Genomic DNA, 16,321 nt, shown 5'->3' with positions numbered 1-16,321 from the left:
CGGATGATGTGTCGGTGAGCGGAGACGGCGAACACCACCGGGCCGCGTGGTTCGACACGGCCGGGCTGCACCGGCTCGTCGAGGTGCTGATCGAGCGCGGCTATCGCGTGGTCGGTCCGACGTTGCGGGACAACGCGATCGTCCTCGCGGAGCTCGAGTCGGCCGACGACCTGCCGCGCGGATGGGGTGTCGACGTCGCCCCCGGCCAGTACCGCGTGCGCCGCCGCGACGACGACGCGGCGTTCGGGCACTCGGCCGGCCCGCAGTCGTGGAAACAGTTCCTGCACCCGCCGCGGCAGCGGATGTGGGCCGGCACCCGGGACGGGGCCGCCGAGCCCGAATCGGACGAGGCGGTCCCGCGCTACGCCTTCCTGGGGGTCCGCGGGTGCGACCTCGCCGCGATCGCCACGCTCGACGGGGTGCTCGGCCGCCCGGACTATCCGGACGGCTCCTTCGTCGGCCGCCGCCGGCGGGCCTTCGTCGTCGCGGTGAACTGCACCGAGCCGGGCGGCTTGTGCTTCTGCGCATCGATGGGCACCGGCCCCGCCGCCGGGCCCGGTTACGACCTGGCCCTCACGGAGCGCCTCGCGGGGCAGGCCCCGTCGTACCTCGTCGACGTCGGCAGTCCCGAGGGCGCCGACGTGCTGGCTTCGGTTTCGCACCGCGACGCCGACGATGACGAAATCGCTTCTGCGCGCGACGATGTCGAGGCCGCGTCGCATCGGATGGGCCGCCAGATGCCCGATACCGATCTGCGCGAACTGTTGATCCGAAACCGCGAATCCCCGCAGTGGGACGAGGTCGCCAGCCGCTGCCTGACCTGCGGCAACTGCACGATGGTGTGCCCGACCTGCTTTTGCACCACCACCGAGGACGTCAGCGACCTCACCGGCGAGCACGCCGAGCGCTGGCGCCACTGGTCGTCGTGCTTCGAATTCGACTTCACCTACGTGCACGGCGGCGGCAGCGTCCGGCAGTCCGGCGCCTCGCGCTACCGGCATTGGCTGACCCACAAGCTGGGCACCTGGCACGACCAGTTCGGCATGTCGGGCTGCGTGGGCTGCGGCCGTTGCATCGCGTGGTGTCCCACCGGCATCGACATCACCGCCGAGATGAACAGGATGGCCGGGGATGAGTGAGCCGACGCCGGCCATGGCGCCCGTGCCGTACCGGGTGCGCAGTCGCGTTGTGGAGAGCCCGGATTCGGCGACGCTGTGTCTGGAGCCCGTCGGCGAGGCCCTGCGCGCCCCGCAACCCGGGGAGTTCATGATGCTCTACGCGTTCGGGGTGGGCGAGGCCGCGATCTCGATCAGCGGCGACCCGTCGGTGACCGACGGCTCGATCACGCACACGATCCGCGCGGTGGGGGCGGTGAGCCGCGCGCTGCACAACGCCCAACCGGGCAGCGTCGTCGGGGTCCGGGGACCGTTCGGCACCACCTGGGGGCTCGACGAAGCCGCCGGCCGGGACCTGGTCATGGTCGCCGGCGGGGTGGGCCTGTGCCCGTTGCGTCCCGCGGTGCTGGGCGCGCTGGCGGGCCGGGCCCGCTACGGCAAGGTGACGCTCGTCGTGGGCGCCCGCTCCCGGGCCGATTTCGTGTTCGTCGACCAGCTCGAAAAGTGGGCCCAGGACCCGCAAATCGAGCTGCACGTCACGGTCGACGTCCCCGTCCAGGGTTGGAGCGGCGAGGTGGGCCTGGTCACCGAGCCGCTGCGCCGGCTCACCCTCGACCCGGATCGCACCACCGCCTTCCTGTGCGGCCCGGAGCCGATGCTGCGCTTCGGCGCCGAGGCCCTGCTCGCCAAAGGCATTGCGGCACAAGATATTCGGGTATCGCTGGAACGCAACATGCAGTGCGGGGTCGGCTGGTGCGGCCACTGCCAGCTGGGCCCGCTGTTGCTGTGTCGCGACGGCCCCGTCGTCGGTTACGACGTCGCCGGCCCGCTGTTGGCAGTGAAGGAGCTGTAGATGAGCCCGACCACCTTGGCCGTGTGGAAGTTCGCCTCCTGCGACGGCTGCCAGCTGACGCTGCTGGACTGCGAGGACGAGTTGCTCACCCTCGCCGACCAGGTGCAGATCGCCACGTTCGCCGAGGCCTCCAGCGCGATGGTCGGCGGCCCCTACGACGTTTCCCTGGTCGAGGGCTCGGTCACCACCCGCCACGACGAGCAACGCATCCGTGAGATCCGTGAGCAGTCCAAGGTTCTGGTCACCATCGGCGCGTGCGCGACGGCCGGGGGAGTGCAGGCGCTGCGCAACTTCGCCGACGTCGCGGAGTTCGCGTCCGTGGTCTACGCCAAGCCCGAGTACGTCGACACGCTGGCCACCTCGACGCCCGCCTCGGCGCATGTCAAGGTCGACTACCAGCTGCCGGGCTGCCCGATCGACCGCGGTCAGCTGCTCGACACCCTCGCGGCGCTGCTGATCGGACGCAAACCGCGGCTGCCCGCCAAGACGGTATGCACTGAGTGCAAGCTGCGGGGCGTTACGTGTGTCGTTGTCTCCGAAGGCATCCCATGTCTAGGCCCGGTCACGCACGCCGGCTGTGGGGCGCTGTGTCCGCGGCACCATCGCGGCTGCTTCGGCTGTTTCGGGCCGTCCGCGGTGCCCCGGACCGCGACGCTGATTCCACTGCTGCGCCGCGACGGCATGTCCGACGGCGACGTCGACCGGGTGTTCTCGACGTTCAACGTCACCGCCTTCGCCGCCGAACGGAGCCGCCCGTGACCGAGTCCACCCGCACCCTGAGCGTCGGCACGCTGACGCGCGTCGAAGGCGAGGGCGCGCTGCACGTCACGCTGAAGGACGGGGCGCTGCAAAGCGTGCAGCTCAACATCTATGAGCCGCCGCGATTTTTTGAGGCGTTCCTGCGCGGGCGAGCCCATACCGAGCCGCCCGACCTGACCGCGCGGGTCTGCGGCATCTGCCCGGTCGCCTATCAAATCAGCGCCTGCAACGCGATCGAAGACGCCTGCGGCGTCCGGGTGGACGACGAACTCGTCGCGCTGCGGCGCCTGCTGTACTGCGGGGAATGGATCCACAGTCATGTGCTGCACATCTACCTGCTGCACGCGCCGGACTTCCTGGGCTATCCCGACATCATCGGCATGTCCCGGGACCACGCTCAGGACGTCGAGCGCGGGCTGGCGCTGAAGAAGGCGGGCAACCAGCTGATGGAGTTCGTCGGCGGCCGCGCCATACACCCGATCAACGTGCGGCTGGGCGGATTCTATTCGGTGCCAACTCGATCGGACTTCAAGCCGATCGCCGAGCTGCTGCGCCGCGCGCTGGACAACGCGCTCGCGACCGTCGAATGGGTGTCGGGGTTCGAGTTCCCCGACCTCGAGCTCGACCACGAGTTCCTGGCGCTCGCGGCGCCCGGCCGGTACCCGATCGAGGACGGCGCCATCGCGCGCAGCGCGGGACCGCCGTTTCCGGTGGCCGACTTCACCGCCCACGTCGCCGAGTCGCAGGTGCCCTACTCCACGGCGCTGCACGCGACGCTCGACGGCGGCCGCTATCTGACGGGGCCGCTGGCGCGGTTCTCGCTGAACTCGGCGGCGCTGTCGCCCGTCGCGGCACAGGCCGCCGCCGGGGCCGGGCTGTCGGCCGAATGCCGAAATCCGTTCCGCAGCATCGTCGTCCGCGCCGTCGAGGTCGTCTACGCGATCGAGGAGGCGCTGCGCATCATCGACGAATACCAGCGGCCGTCGCGCCCGTTCGTCGACGTCCCGGCGCGGGCCGGCGTCGGCCACGGCGTCAGCGAGGCGCCCCGCGGCCTGCTGTATCACCGCTACCGGATCGGCGAGGACGGGCTGGTCGCCGCGGCGACCCTCATCCCGCCGACCTCCCAGAACCAGGCGGCCATCGAAGCCGACCTCGCCCGGCTGGTGTCCGGCAACCTGTCCCTCGACGACGCCGCGCTGACGGCGTTGTGCGAGCAGTTGATTCGCAGCTACGACCCGTGCATCTCGTGTTCGGCGCACTTCCTGAAGCTGACGGTCGACCGGCAATGACGGGCGGAATCGTCGACGCGGTCGTGATAGGCCTCGGCAATCGTTACCGCCGAGACGACGGCGTCGGCGTCGCGGTGGCCGACGAGCTGAACCGCCTGGGACTCACCGGGGTTCGGATCGTCACCGACATCGTGGAGCCGATGAGCCTGCTGGAAGCGTGGTCGGACGCGCGGCTCGCCGTGGTGATCGACGGCGCGGTCGGGTCTTCCCCGGCGCCGGGACGCGTCCGGCGCTGCTCGCTGAGCGACGTGACCGCCGGCGACGGCTTGAGTTCGCACAGCGTCGATCTCGTCCGCACCCACGCGCTGGGCGAGGCGCTGGGCCGGCTTCCCGGGCAGCTGGTGCTGCTCACCGTCGACGTCGCCGACACCGGTCACGGGGCCGGTTTGACCCCGGCCGTTGAGCGGGCTGTCCCGGAGGTGGTCGGCATGGCGGTGGACGTGATCGCGGGAATTGACACCGAGAAGCGTCGAGAAAGGGCCTGACCCGTGCCTGACCAGCCCGTGATTACCGGCGCGGTCGCGGCGCGCGGTCGCCAACGCGTCCTGGTCGGCGCGGGCGTGCCGGCGGCCCGCTTCGGCAGCGTCGCGATCCTGCTCTGCGCCCTGGCCTGGTTGGCGCTGCTGGCCGCGCGCGAGCGCCTCGGCCTGGAGGCCTCGGCCCCCGGCCGGTTCGGCTGGTCGGTCGCGCTGCTCGCCGCGGCCGCCCTGATCGCACGCGGCGTCTTCCTGGGCCGGCCGGTCACTGCCGGGCACGCGACGCTCGCCGCAGCCGCGGCGGGCGCGGGGCTGTTCGCGCACTTCCTGTCTTTCGGCGTGCTCGGGAACATCCTCATCGCGGGCAGCGGGCTCGCGCTGATGGCGCCGACGACGGCCAAACCGCAACCGGAGCTGCTGGAGCGGGTGTGGCCGCTCGTCGACGCCACCGCCGGGGATGCGCTCGCGCCCTTCGCCCTGCACTCGAGCAAGAGTTACCACTTCGACGCGGAGAACTCCGCGGCGATCGCCTACCGCACCCGGCTCGGGTTCGCGGTCGTCAGCGGCGACCCGGTCGGCGACGCCACCCGATTCGAAGCACTGGTCGACGATTTCGTCCGCATGTGCCGAAGCAAGGGGTGGCAGATCATCGTGCTGGCCGCAGGGGAGCGGCACGTGGGGCTGTGGTGCGACGACGTGGTCGGGCAAAAGATGCTCGCGGTGCCGATCGGCCGCGACGTCGTCGTCGACGTCGGCCATTTCGCGTTGCGCGGGCGGCGCTTTCGCAACCTGCGCCAGGCGGTGCAGCGCACCCGCAACGGCGGTGTCACCACCCAGATCGTCGACGAGCGGGAACTCGACGACGCGCTGACCGCCGAGCTGACCGAGGTGCTGTACGCCGCGCACCGCGCGGCGCGCACCGAACGCGGGTTCTGCATGAACCTCGACGGGGCGCTGCGGGGCCGGTACCCGGGAGTCAAGCTGGCCGTCGCGCGCGATCGGGGCGGGCGGGTGGTGGCGTTTCACCGCTACGCGACCGCCGATGCGGGACGGGAAGTCAGCCTCGACGCGCCGTTCCGCCGCCCGGACGCCCCCAACGGCGTCGACGAGCGGCTCAGCGTCGACATGATCGCCGAGGCCAAAGCTGAAGGAGCGGAACGCTTTTCGCTGGCGTTCGCCGCGTTCCCGGAGATCTTCGATGCGACCCGGCCCACCGCCGCGCAGCGGGTCGCGTATCGGTTGATCCACCTGCTGGACCCGCTGATCCGGCTCGAGTCGCTGTACCGCTACCTCCGCAAGTTCCACGCGCTGGCCGAGCGGCGTTACGTGGTGCTCTGCGCTCACCACATCCCGGCGGCGCTGGTGGTGTTGCTGTCGCTGGAGTTCCTGCCGCGCCCGCGCCGCCACCGGCTGGTGCGATGATTCAGGCGCGATCGCGGCTGCCCAGCAGCGGCGGGCCGAAGCGGAACCGGCGGCCGGTGACCATCTCGGGGATCACCCGCACGTAGTGGGTCTTCTCGGTCGACGTCCACGGCAGCAGCTGGGCGCGTTCGGCCTCCTCGATCTGCTCGCTGGTGCGCAGCGAGCGTGCCCTGCCCTTGACGATGACGCTCCAGCCCTCGGCGACATTGTGGTCGTCGACTTCGAACAGCACGCGGTTGTTGATCGCGGTGCTGACCAGCTTGGTGCCCTCCGCGGTGCGAAACAGCACGGTGCGGTTCTGGACGGCGTAGTTGACCGGGAAGATCTCGGGCTGGCCGTCCACGCTGGTGACCAATCGGCCCAGCGTGACCCCGGCCATCAGGTCCCAGCATTCATGCACCGGCAGGATGGTCACCACATCATCGGTCCCGGACATCGGCCACCCTTCTTCGACGGGTCAAAGTTCTTCAACCACTTGGCGGTTCGTGCAAGTGTAGCTAGCGGATCCGCAGCACGTCGTCCGGCGTGCGCCTGGGGGTGGGCGGGGGAACGGCCTCCATCGGCGGCGCTATCCCGGCGCGGATCAGCACCTGGGGCTGGCCGCCGTCGGCGAGCATGTCGCGCACGAGATCGCGGCTTTCGTCCAGCTCGATCAGGTGGGTCAGCGTGCAGGTGGCCAGGAAGGCCATCGTGCACTCCAGCAACACATTCGACAACACCTCGCCGCAGCGCAACACGTCGGCCCGGGTGTCTTTCGGGGTGGACAGCACCAGGATTTTCGACCAGTCCACCGCGACCTCGGGACGCCGATCCGCGTGGCTTCTGACCGGGAATTCGCGCGCCACGTCCACCCGGCCGCTTTCCTTGTCGGACAACAGCGCGCGCGGCGGCACGCCCGCGTGTGACGCGAACGGCGAAGTCCACCATTCGAGTTCGGCGTGATAGGACGCGTCGTCGCGCCGCAGCGCTTCGGTGAGCCGGGATGCCTGCACCAGCGCGGGCCGCGCGTCGTCGGCTAGCACGTCGAGCGTCACCCCGCCGCCGTTCAGCGTGCTGCGCAGGACCGGCTCGAAGAGGCTCCAATAGGTCGGCTCGCCCATCGGGAGCCGGTCGGTGCGGCGATGCAGGATCGCGCTGGCGCGGTCCCGCTGCGCGCGCGTGACAAGCTCGACCGGGCGGAATTCGACCGTCGCCAGATGGTTCGGGTCGTCGGGGTTGGGAAACCGTTCGGTCTCCGCGGCCCAACCCGCGGCGAGCATGGCGACCCGAACGTGATCGAGCGCGGCGCCGCAGCTGAGGATCGCCTCCCGGCCGGAACGGTCGGTGCCCGGCACCGCCCGGTCGGGGTCGACGAACAGTTGCAGGGCCCCGTCCTCGGCCACCCACCGCCACGGCTGGCTGTTGTGCACCGAAGGGGCCCGGCACGCGAGCTGCACCGCCTTCTTCAGGGTCTGGGCGTCCAGCGTCGCGTTCATACCATCGAAGGTAGGCGCCATGGGGGCCCGCGGCCAGGGTCGTTCGTCCCCGCCGCCAGGGGCCGTTTGGATGCCCAATGCCCTGATGACTCTCAGCGACAACGCCCGCCGCGTCCCGATGGTCGGCCAAAGCGGGCCCGATGACCTGGCGCAGGGGACCAAGGACCCTGTCGCGCGGTGCTCACATGCCCGAAGGTCGAAGTGGGACAGGAAGTGAGTGAGCGAATGACCCAAACGATGGTGGACATCGGCGTGATCACCGGCGCGGTGCAGCTGGCGTGCCGGGCTCCCTCGCTGCACAACATCCAGCCCTGGCGCTGGGTGGTGGGCAACACGAGCGTCGATCTGTTCGTCGACCCGGATCGCGCGGTCACCGCGACCGACCGTTCCGGCCGGGAGGCGATCATCAGCTGCGGCGCCGCGCTCGATCACTTTCGGGTCGCGATGGCCGCCTCGGGGTGGGACACCAACATCGATCAGTTTCCCAACCCGAACAACCTCGACCACCTCGCTTCGGCCGACTTCGCGCCGGTCGACTACGTGACGCAGGCCCGGCGGGAGCGCGCCGATGCGATCCCGCGTCGCCGGACCAACCGGCTGCCGTTCGGCGCCCCCAAGCACTGGGGATCGGTCGAACCCGTATTGCGAAGCGCGTTCGACAAGGACGCGGTCTTCCTCGACGTGCTGACGGACAACGCCCGACCGCAGCTGGCCGACGCGTCCCGGCTCACCGATTCGTTGCGTCGTTACGACGATTCGTATCAGCTTGAATTGCATTGGTGGACATCGCCGTTGCGCGAGGCGGAGGGCATACCCGACAGTGCGCTTATCTCGCAGTCGGACGCGCGACGCGTCGACGTCAACCGCCGGTTCCCCGTCGATCCGTCGGACGAGCGCAGCTCCGCGGGCACCTACGACCAGGCCAAGGTCCTCGTGCTGTCCACCCCGCGCGACACCCGCGTCGATGCCCTCAATTGCGGCGCGGCGCTGTCGGCGATCCTGCTGGAGTGCACGATGGCCGGCCTCGCGACGTGCCCGGTCACGCACCTGACGGAGCTGGTGTGCAGCCGCGACATCATCTCCGACCTCACCGGCCGTCGCGCGGCGGTGCCTCAGGTTCTGATCCGCGTCGGCATCGAACCCGAGGGCGAGCTGCAGCCCAAGCCGACCCCGCGGCGGCCGTTGTCCGACGTGCTGGAGATTCGCCGGCCATGAAAGCGAAAGTCGGGGACTGGCTGGTGATCAAGAGCGCCACGATCGGCCGCCGGGACCTGCGCGGGCTGATCACCGAGGTGCATTCGCCGGAAGGCGGGCCGCCGTACCGGGTTCGGTGGCTGGACACGGACGAGTGGGCGACGGTCTACCCGGGCCCGGACGCGATCGTCGTCACCGCGGCCGAGCAGCAGGCGGCCGACGAGCGGGCGCGGTCACGGTTTACCGCGATGCAGGCGGCCATCGCCGAACAGTCCCATGGTCACTGAAATGACCTCGCTGCCAAGCGGATCGGCCGGTCTTGGGCAGCGAAATCGACGTTAGCGTGCATCTCTCTCGAACTTTTCCGCACTGGCGTCGATCTCGACAAGCACTCGCCGCCCCGGCCGCCGCCCGACGAGCCACCGCGCGGCGACGAACGGCCCGCGACGGCGGGACTTCCGTCCCTACCACCGTGAGCGTCCTACTGGTCGGATAGCGGAGTGATCATGCAGACGCCAGCCCAGCCTGTGAGCCGACCGCAGATCGTCACGTTGACGATGAATCCGGCGCTCGACATCACGACGAGCATCGACGTCGTGCGCCCGACGGACAAATTGCGTTGTGCCGCCACCCGATACGACGCGGGGGGCGGCGGCATCAACGTCGCACACGTCGCCTACGTGCTCGGCGGCTCGGTGTTGGCGGTCTTCCCGGCGGGCGGATCGACCGGCGGCCTGATCGCGAAGCTGCTCGGCGACGAGGGCGTGCCGTTCTGGCAGGTCCCGATCGCCGCGGCCACGCGGGAGAGCTTCACGGTCAACGAGAGCAGCAGCGGCCAGCAGTACCGGTTCGTCCTGCCCGGGCCGCAGCTGACCCTGCGTGAACAGGCGCACTGCCTCGAGCAGCTGCGGACCGCAGCGAAGTCGGCCGAATTCGTGGTGGCCAGCGGCAGCCTGCCGCCGGGCGTCACCGCCGACTTCTACCAGCGGGTCGCCGACATGTGCCGGCAGCTCGACGTCCGCCTCATCCTGGACACCTCGGGCGGCGGGCTGCAGCACGTCTCCTCCGGGGTGTTCCTGCTCAAAGCGAGCGTGCGAGAACTGCGGGAATGCGTTGGGCGCCCGCTGGAAACCGAGGCCGAGCAACTCGGCGCCGCCCATGAACTCGTCGACAGCGGCCGCGCCGAAGTGGTGCTGGTGTCCTTGGGCTCGCACGGCGCGCTGCTCGCCACTCGGCATGGCAGCCAGCGCTTTTCGGCGGTTCCGATGCCGGGCGGCAGCGGCGTCGGGGCCGGCGACGCGATGGTCGCCGCGATCGCGGTGGGGCTCTGTCGCGGCTGGCCGCTGATCAAATCCGTTCGGCTGGGCATCGCTGCGGGCGCGGCCATGCTGATGACGCCGGGGACGGCCGCCTGCGGTCGGGCCGATGTGGAGAGGCTGTTCGCGGCCACCCCCGAACCGTGCGACATCGCTGCTGACGAACGGCTTCCCAGATAAGGCCTAACGACTCCTGTCCGGCGAGCGGCGGCGCAATAGCCTGACATTGACAGGAACGAGTCAGGAGCCGACATGAACCAGCTGGACGCGAAGTCGGTGGTCGTGGGGATCAACGGTTCACCGGCCGCGGTCAACGCCGCCAAGTGGACGATCGAGGAGGCGCTGAGCCGGCAGCTGCCGCTGCGCCTCGTCTACGTCATCCCCCGCCGAGACGGGGAGCTCGGGCCCGCGCCCATCTCCGAGTGGGAACTCGAGCGCGCCGAAACGGCGCTGTCCCAGGCGGAGTGCGCCGTGCAAAGGGAGAAGAAGCCGGTCGAGGTCGACACGGCCGTCCTCTCGGGCGATCCGGGCCAGGTGCTGATCGACGAATCACACGACGCGGCGCTGATCTGCGTGGGCACCTCGAGGCGGGGGTGGGCGTCCGACGGGCTGCTGGGCCCGACGGCCACCGCGCTGGTGGCCGATGCGCAGTGCCCGGTCGCGATCATCCGGACCAATCCCGACGGGTCGCCGACCGAGCTCGGCGTGATCGCGGTGGTCCTCAACGACGACCCGGACAACGACGAGGTCGTGCACCAGGCCATGGAACAGGGCCGGCGCCGCCACGCCACCGTGCGCCAGATCGATCGGCGACTCAACAGCTGGGTCCGGCGCTACCCGGACGTGCACGTCCAGACCGTCGCCGCGGGCACCGGGGTGAAAACCGGCGAGAAGCACAGCAACGCCATCGAATTGGCGGTAGTGGGCAGCGCCGACGCCGCCGAGATCGCCGGCCTGGCCACCCCGAACTGCCACCCGATCGTGGGTTACCCCGACTGTTCGGTGCTCGTGGTCCGCCACTAAAGCAGCGGTAGGCACTCTGATGAACGAGTTCGCCACACCGCGGCCGATCGTGGTCGGCATCGACGGCTCGAAGGCGGCGATACGGGCGGCGCTCTGGGCGGTCGACGAGGCGGTGATCCGTGGCGCGCCGCTGCGCTTGTTCTACGCGGCCGAGCGGGCCGACGCGGAGGAGGTCGCCGCGGAGATGGGAATACGCCGCGCCATCAAGGCAATTGAAGCCACCAGCAAGCCCGTCACCATCGAAACCCAGGTCGTCGAGGGTCCGGCCATCGGATCCTTGCTCGGCGCGTCGGCGTCGGCGGCCATGGTGTGCGTCGGCGCGGTCGGGTTGCGCCACTTCCGGCCCGGCCGGGTGGGTTCCGTCGCCGCGGCGTTGGCGGTGTCGGCGCGGTGCCCCGTCGGGATCGTTCGAACCCACGACGACCGGGTGCGCCTGCCCGGCGCCGAGATCGTCGTCGAACTGGACGGCTCACCCGACAACGGCGTCCTGCTGGGCGCCGCCGTCATGGAGGCCGGGCTGCGCAACGCCGCCATCCGCGCGATCATCGGGCGCCCCGCCGCGAGGGACGAACAGTGGCCCACCTCCATCAGGCAGGCCGAGGGCGATCGCCGGGCGCTCGCCGACCTGGACCGCCGGCTCGCCCGGTGGAAGCGGCGCCATCCGGACGTGCGGATGGAGTCGGTGGCCGTGCACGGCGGCCTGCTGGAGTACCTGACCTACCACCGACGGTCCGTCGGGCTGGTCGTCGTCGGCGCCCGGAACGGCCAGCAGGTGCGGGAGCTCGTCGGCCCGGCCGGCAGCGCCGCACTGCAGGACAGCGGCTGCTCGGTGCTCATCGTCAACCAGCAACATCTGTAAGTCCGGGCGGACGATCAATCTGTGGGATATTGAGTCGGTGGCTGCATGACCGTCGCCTCGCACACCCGGCAGGAGGAATTCGTCATGGTCAAGGTCTTCCTCGTCGATGATCACGAAGTGGTGCGGCGCGGCCTCGCGGACCTCCTCGCATCGGACCCCGAGCTGGAGATCGTCGGCGAAGCGGGTTCCGTGTCGGAGGCCAAGGCGAGAATTCCGGCCCTGCGGCCCGACGTCGCCGTCCTCGACGTGCGCCTTCCCGACGGGAACGGCATCGAATTGTGCCGCGACCTGGTGTCCGACATCCCCGATCTGCGCTGCCTGATGCTGACGTCCTTCACCTCCGACGAGGCGATGCTGGAGGCGATCCTGGCCGGCGCCAGCGGCTATGTCGTCAAGGACATCAAGGGCATGGAGCTGGCCCATGCGATCAAAGAGGTGGGCGCCGGCAAATCTTTGCTCGACAACCGCGCTGCCGCGGCGCTGATGGCAAAGCTGCGCGGCACGGCGGAACGCGAAGACCCGCTGTCCGGGCTGACCGAACAGGAGCGGACGCTGCTCGGGCTGCTCAGTGAAGGTTTGACCAACAGGCAGATCGCCGCCCGGATGTTTCTTGCCGAGAAGACCGTGAAGAACTACGTCTCGCGTTTGCTGGCCAAATTGGGCATGGAGCGGCGGACGCAGGCGGCGGTGTTTGCCTCCAAACTGGACCAGCGGTCCGGCCGGCCCACCGACGCGCCGCAAAGCTAGTCGGCGTTTGCTGTGCCCGGCGGCACTGTCGCTGGCTTCCGCGCGGCGCCCGGCCGTCCACCTTGGGTGCGGTACCCCCAGGGGTTAAGCTGACCGGAGGCATCTCGCGTCGCTCATTTCCTACGCATCGGTTTGCCCGACGCCAGCTGTCCCATCGCTGAAGGCGTCGTGGAGGTACAGGTCGGGTGGCCGGCGACGAACGCAGCTCGGCCTTTGCCGGGCTCGGGCAACGTGGGCTGGTCAGCAGGATGCATGCCCAGCTCGACGAGTTGCTGGCGGCCCGCGACCAGATGGAGCACCTGCTCCGGGTGTTCGTCGATATCGGCGCGGACGTCGGCGACCTGGACGGCACGCTGCACCGGATCATCGCCGCCGCCAGGGAGCTGACGTCGGCTCAATACGGCGCGATGGCCATCCGGGATCCCGACGGCAACCTGCTCAGGTTCATCCACGAGGGCATGGACGCCGCGACCGTCAAACGCATCGGACACCTGCCGGTCGGCAAGGGGCTGTTGAGCCTGTCGCTGCTCGACACGCCGGCCCTGCGCGTCGACGACATGACCGCGCACCCCGCCGCCGTCGGGTTTCCCGACCACCACCCGCCCATGCGGGCCTTCCTGGCGGTGCCGATCACCATCCGCGGGAACGTGTTCGGCAACATCTATCTGACCCACGTCGACCCCGACCGGGTGTTCTCCGAGTCCGACGAGGTCGCGGCCCGCGCGCTGGCGTTCGCGGCCGCGGCCACCATCGACAACGCGCAGCTCTTCGAGCGCGAGCGGTTGTCGGTGAAGTGGATGGAGGCCAGCCGGGAGATCACCACCGCCCTGCTGTCCAGCGCCGAGCCGCACCGGCGCCCGATGCAGCTGATCGCCGAGAGCGCGCGGATCCTGACCGACGCCGAGCAGGCGATCGTGCTCGTCCCGGCCGACGCGGACCTCCCGGACGACGAGACCGACACGCTGGTGGTGTCCGCCGCGGTGGGCGTGTACGCCGACGAGGTGCTGGGCCGGCAGGTCCCGGTCGACGGCTCCAGCAGCGGCGAGGTCTTCCGTTCCGGCGAACCGCTGATCACCGAGACGCTGCGGTACCCGATCCAGGCGTTCACCGACGTCGGTCAGCGCCCCGCCATCCTGATGCCGCTGCGGGCCGACGATCGGGTCGCGGGGGTGATCGCGATCGCCCGCTCCGCCGATCAGCCGCCCTTCGACGAGAGCTACCTCGACCTGGTGAGCGATTTCGCCACCCACGCCGCGATGGCGCTGTTGCTGGCGGCGGCGCGGGACGATTCGCGCCAGCTGACGATCCTCGCCGAGCGCGAGCGCATCGCCCACGATCTGCACGACCACGTCATCCAGCGGCTGTTCGCCGCCGGCATGGACCTGCAGGGCACGCTCGCCCGGGCGCGGTCGCCCGAGGTGGCCGAGCGGCTCAACCGCACCCTGGACGACCTGCAGACCATCATCGAGGAGATCCGTTCGACGATCTTCCAGCTGAAAACGCCGTTGGGTAGCGCCGGCGACTTCCGGCAGCGGATCCAGCAGGTGGTCGCCGACCTGACCGAAAACCGCGAGATCGTCACGACGATGCGCCTGCACGGGCCGATGACGGCCGTGGGCGGTGGCCTCGCCGAGCAGGCCGAGGCGGTCACCGCGGAGGCCGTCAGCAACGCGCTGCGCCACTCGGGTGCGTCGCGACTGACCGTCGAGGTGGACGTCGCCGACATGTTCGTCCTCGACGTGAGCGACAACGGCTGCGGCATCCCGGCCGACAACACTCGCCACAGCGGCCTGGCCAACATGAAGCACCGGGCCGAGCGGCTCGGCGGCAGCTGCGAAATCAGCAACCCGCCGGAGGGCGGCACCCGGGTCCACTGGGTCGCCCCGCTCACCGATCACTAGCCGGGCGGTGCGGGACCAAATCCGCCGGGATGGGGTCCAACGGCCCCTGCCGCGCCGCCCCGCCGGCGAATAACGTCGTTCATCATGAGCGATCACGCGGTGGAGTTCGCGGCGACGGCTCGACTGCTCGACGGGCGGGCGGTGTCGTTGCGCCGGCTCGGCCCCGGCGACGCCGCCGACGTCCTGGCGCTGCACCAGCACCTGTCCGACCACGACCGCTACTTTCGCTTTTTCACCCTGCAGCCGGTGGGGCTGGCCGAACTCGTCGGCAAGCTGACCGAGCCCCCCGACGGATTGTGCGCCCTGGGCGCTTTCGACGCCGGCCGGCTGATCGGGGTGGCCCACTACGTCGTCGTGCGCGAGGCGCCCAAAGCCGCGGAGTTCGCCATCGTGGTCGCCCACGAAGATCATTCGGTCGGCGTGGGAACGGCCCTGCTCAAGCATCTGGCCCGCGTCGCCCGAATCCACGGGATCGGGCGCTTCGTCGCCGACGTGCTCGGCGAGAACCACCTCATGCTGACGGTCGTCTTCGATCTGGGCTGGCGCTGTGAGCCGGCGGATCACGGATCGGTGCGTCACCTGGAGATCGAGCTGCCCGAGTTGAGCGACGAGGATGCGAAATGTCCGATATGACAAAGGAATTCGGCGTTCTGGTGTGCGTGGACGGATCGCCCGCGTCCGACGCCGCCGTCGCCTGGGGCGCGCGCGAGGCCATTATGCGCAAGCTGCCCATCACGTTGATGCACGCCGTGGCGCCGGTCGTCGTCGGCTGGCCGGAGGGCCGACTCTACGACAACATGCCCGAATGGCAACTCGACGACGCGCAGCACGTCATCGATCAGGCGCGCAAGGCGTTGATCGCCGGCCTGGGCGCAGCCGAGCCACCCGAAATCGGCACGGAGGTGGTCTATTCCGGTGTCGTCCCGGCGCTGATCGAGGCATCCCGGGACGCCTTTGTGATCGTCGCCGGCAGCCAGGGCATGGGTGCCGTGGGCCGCCTGCTGCTGGGCTCGGTCACCGCCGGGCTGGTCCACTACGCGCACTGTCCGGTCGCCGTCATCCACTCCGGCGAAACGGCGGCCCCCGGCCCCGACGCGCCCGTCCTGCTGGGCGTCGACGGATCGCCCGCGTCCGAAGCGGCGACCGCCCTGGCCTTCGACGAAGCCTCGCGCCGCGGGGTCGGGCTGCGCGCGCTGCACGTGTGGAGCGACGTCGGGGTGTTCCCCATCCTCGGGATGGACTGGCGCGACCGCGAACGCGAGGGGCGCGAGATCCTCGCCGAACGCCTGGCCGGCTGGCAGGAACGCTATCCCGACGTGCAGGTCGAGCGATTGTTGTTCTGCGACAAGCCGTCCCGGTGGCTGCTCCAGGAGTCCGAACGCTCCCAACTCGTCGTGGTCGGCAGCCGCGGCCGCGGGGGATTCCCCGGCATGCTGCTCGGGTCGGTGAGTTCGGCCGTGGCGCAATCGGCGAAAGTTCCCGTGATTGTTGTCCGTGAGGAGAAACGATGATCGAGCTGCTGCAGGACATGCCCGACGGGGTGACCGGCGTCCGCGTGTCGGGCCGGCTGCGCGGAGACGAGCTGCGCCACTTCAAGCCCGAGATCGAAGGGATGCTGAATGCCGGCGAGGCCAGGATCGTGGAGGTCATCGCCCCCGACTACGAGGGCTTCGGGCCCGGCGGCTTCGCCGAGGACATCAAGCTGGGCCTCGGCGTGGTCTTCTCGCACCATTCGGCCTTCAAGCGGATCGCGATCGTGTCCGACAAGGACTGGGTCGGCCATGTCCTGCACGCCGTGGCGTGGATGATCCCCGGCGAGCTCGCCGTGTTCGGGCTCGACGAGCTCGACCGCGCCAAGGAATGGGCCGCCGGCTAGGACCCCAGCCAAGCCC

18 protein-coding genes are annotated in these 16,321 nt (G+C 70.2%); 16 read left to right on the top strand and 2 right to left on the bottom strand.

Features of this window, described 5'->3' with window-relative positions:
* Positions 1-14: 14 nt before the first annotated feature.
* From AWB89_RS13330 to AWB89_RS13305, 6 genes are read left to right on the top strand one after another with little or no spacing between them, the layout of a single operon-like run.
* Positions 15-1,139 (top strand): 4Fe-4S dicluster domain-containing protein, encoded by a 1,125-nt coding sequence (locus tag AWB89_RS13330; RefSeq protein ID WP_142282526.1) that lies wholly within the window; start codon positions 15-17, stop codon positions 1,137-1,139.
* Positions 1,132-1,968, top strand: a complete 837-nt coding sequence (locus tag AWB89_RS13325) for an FAD/NAD(P)-binding protein (RefSeq protein WP_085174176.1) — start codon at positions 1,132-1,134, stop codon at positions 1,966-1,968. Before AWB89_RS13330 ends, AWB89_RS13325 begins: the two co-directional genes overlap by 8 nt.
* Positions 1,969-2,727, top strand: a complete 759-nt coding sequence (locus AWB89_RS13320; protein ID WP_085103763.1) for an NADH-quinone oxidoreductase subunit B family protein — start codon at positions 1,969-1,971, stop codon at positions 2,725-2,727.
* The gene (locus tag AWB89_RS13315; protein WP_085174174.1) at positions 2,724-4,016 is read left to right on the top strand and encodes a Ni/Fe hydrogenase subunit alpha; all 1,293 of its coding nucleotides are present in this window, start codon (positions 2,724-2,726) and stop codon (positions 4,014-4,016) included. The genes AWB89_RS13320 and AWB89_RS13315 overlap by 4 nt, the downstream gene beginning before the upstream one ends.
* Entirely contained in the window at positions 4,013-4,501 is a 489-nt protein-coding gene (locus AWB89_RS13310) for a hydrogenase maturation protease (RefSeq protein ID WP_085174172.1), read from the top strand. The genes AWB89_RS13315 and AWB89_RS13310 overlap by 4 nt, the downstream gene beginning before the upstream one ends.
* A 3-nt stretch (positions 4,502-4,504) precedes the next feature.
* Positions 4,505-5,914 carry a bifunctional lysylphosphatidylglycerol flippase/synthetase MprF gene (locus tag AWB89_RS13305; protein ID WP_085174170.1) on the top strand — a complete coding sequence of 470 codons (1,410 nt, stop codon included), beginning with the start codon at positions 4,505-4,507 and terminating at the stop codon, positions 5,912-5,914.
* A gap of 1 nt (position 5,915) precedes the next feature.
* Here AWB89_RS13305 and AWB89_RS13300 read toward each other — a convergent pair whose 3' ends face one another.
* The gene (locus AWB89_RS13300) at positions 5,916-6,350 is read right to left on the bottom strand and encodes a pyridoxamine 5'-phosphate oxidase family protein (protein WP_085103756.1); all 435 of its coding nucleotides are present in this window, start codon (positions 6,348-6,350) and stop codon (positions 5,916-5,918) included.
* Between the two features lie 61 nt (positions 6,351-6,411).
* On the bottom strand, positions 6,412-7,389 hold the full coding sequence (locus AWB89_RS13295; protein WP_085174168.1) for an Acg family FMN-binding oxidoreductase: 978 nt from the start codon (positions 7,387-7,389) through the stop codon (positions 6,412-6,414).
* 225 nt (positions 7,390-7,614) lie between these two features.
* On the opposite strand from AWB89_RS13295, the gene AWB89_RS13290 reads away from it, so the two are divergent.
* From AWB89_RS13290 to AWB89_RS13245, 10 genes are all read left to right on the top strand, one after another.
* A complete protein-coding gene (locus AWB89_RS13290; RefSeq protein WP_085174166.1) occupies positions 7,615-8,604 on the top strand; it encodes an Acg family FMN-binding oxidoreductase in 990 nt (329 codons plus the stop codon).
* The gene (locus AWB89_RS13285) at positions 8,601-8,870 is read left to right on the top strand and encodes a DUF1918 domain-containing protein (protein ID WP_085103737.1); all 270 of its coding nucleotides are present in this window, start codon (positions 8,601-8,603) and stop codon (positions 8,868-8,870) included. The genes AWB89_RS13290 and AWB89_RS13285 overlap by 4 nt, the downstream gene beginning before the upstream one ends.
* Before the next feature lie 219 nt (positions 8,871-9,089).
* The gene (locus AWB89_RS13280) at positions 9,090-10,079 is read left to right on the top strand and encodes a 1-phosphofructokinase family hexose kinase (RefSeq protein WP_085174540.1); all 990 of its coding nucleotides are present in this window, start codon (positions 9,090-9,092) and stop codon (positions 10,077-10,079) included.
* Between the two features lie 72 nt (positions 10,080-10,151).
* The gene (locus AWB89_RS13275; protein ID WP_085174164.1) at positions 10,152-10,922 is read left to right on the top strand and encodes a universal stress protein; all 771 of its coding nucleotides are present in this window, start codon (positions 10,152-10,154) and stop codon (positions 10,920-10,922) included.
* A gap of 19 nt (positions 10,923-10,941) precedes the next feature.
* Positions 10,942-11,781, top strand: a complete 840-nt coding sequence (locus AWB89_RS13270; RefSeq protein WP_085174163.1) for a universal stress protein — start codon at positions 10,942-10,944, stop codon at positions 11,779-11,781.
* An 84-nt stretch (positions 11,782-11,865) separates the two neighbouring features.
* Positions 11,866-12,528, top strand: coding sequence for a hypoxia response regulator transcription factor DosR/DevR (gene dosR, locus AWB89_RS13265; protein ID WP_085174538.1), 663 nt, complete (start codon positions 11,866-11,868; stop codon positions 12,526-12,528).
* A 248-nt stretch (positions 12,529-12,776) separates the two neighbouring features.
* Positions 12,777-14,429 (top strand): sensor histidine kinase, encoded by a 1,653-nt coding sequence (locus AWB89_RS13260; protein ID WP_085174536.1) that lies wholly within the window; start codon positions 12,777-12,779, stop codon positions 14,427-14,429.
* 84 nt (positions 14,430-14,513) lie between these two features.
* Positions 14,514-15,062 carry a GNAT family N-acetyltransferase gene (locus AWB89_RS13255; RefSeq protein ID WP_085174161.1) on the top strand — a complete coding sequence of 183 codons (549 nt, stop codon included), beginning with the start codon at positions 14,514-14,516 and terminating at the stop codon, positions 15,060-15,062.
* Positions 15,050-15,940: a universal stress protein gene (locus AWB89_RS13250; protein WP_085174159.1), complete on the top strand. Its 891-nt coding sequence runs from the start codon at positions 15,050-15,052 to the stop codon at positions 15,938-15,940. The genes AWB89_RS13255 and AWB89_RS13250 overlap by 13 nt, the downstream gene beginning before the upstream one ends.
* Complete coding sequence (locus AWB89_RS13245; RefSeq protein ID WP_085174157.1) at positions 15,937-16,305, top strand: SpoIIAA family protein; 369 nt, start codon at positions 15,937-15,939, stop codon at positions 16,303-16,305. The genes AWB89_RS13250 and AWB89_RS13245 overlap by 4 nt, the downstream gene beginning before the upstream one ends.
* Positions 16,306-16,321 lie beyond the last annotated feature (16 nt).

The organism is Mycobacterium paraense (genome assembly GCF_002101815.1).
Classification (GTDB): domain Bacteria; phylum Actinomycetota; class Actinomycetes; order Mycobacteriales; family Mycobacteriaceae; genus Mycobacterium; species Mycobacterium paraense.
This window is presented reverse-complemented; position numbering and strand designations above follow the sequence as displayed.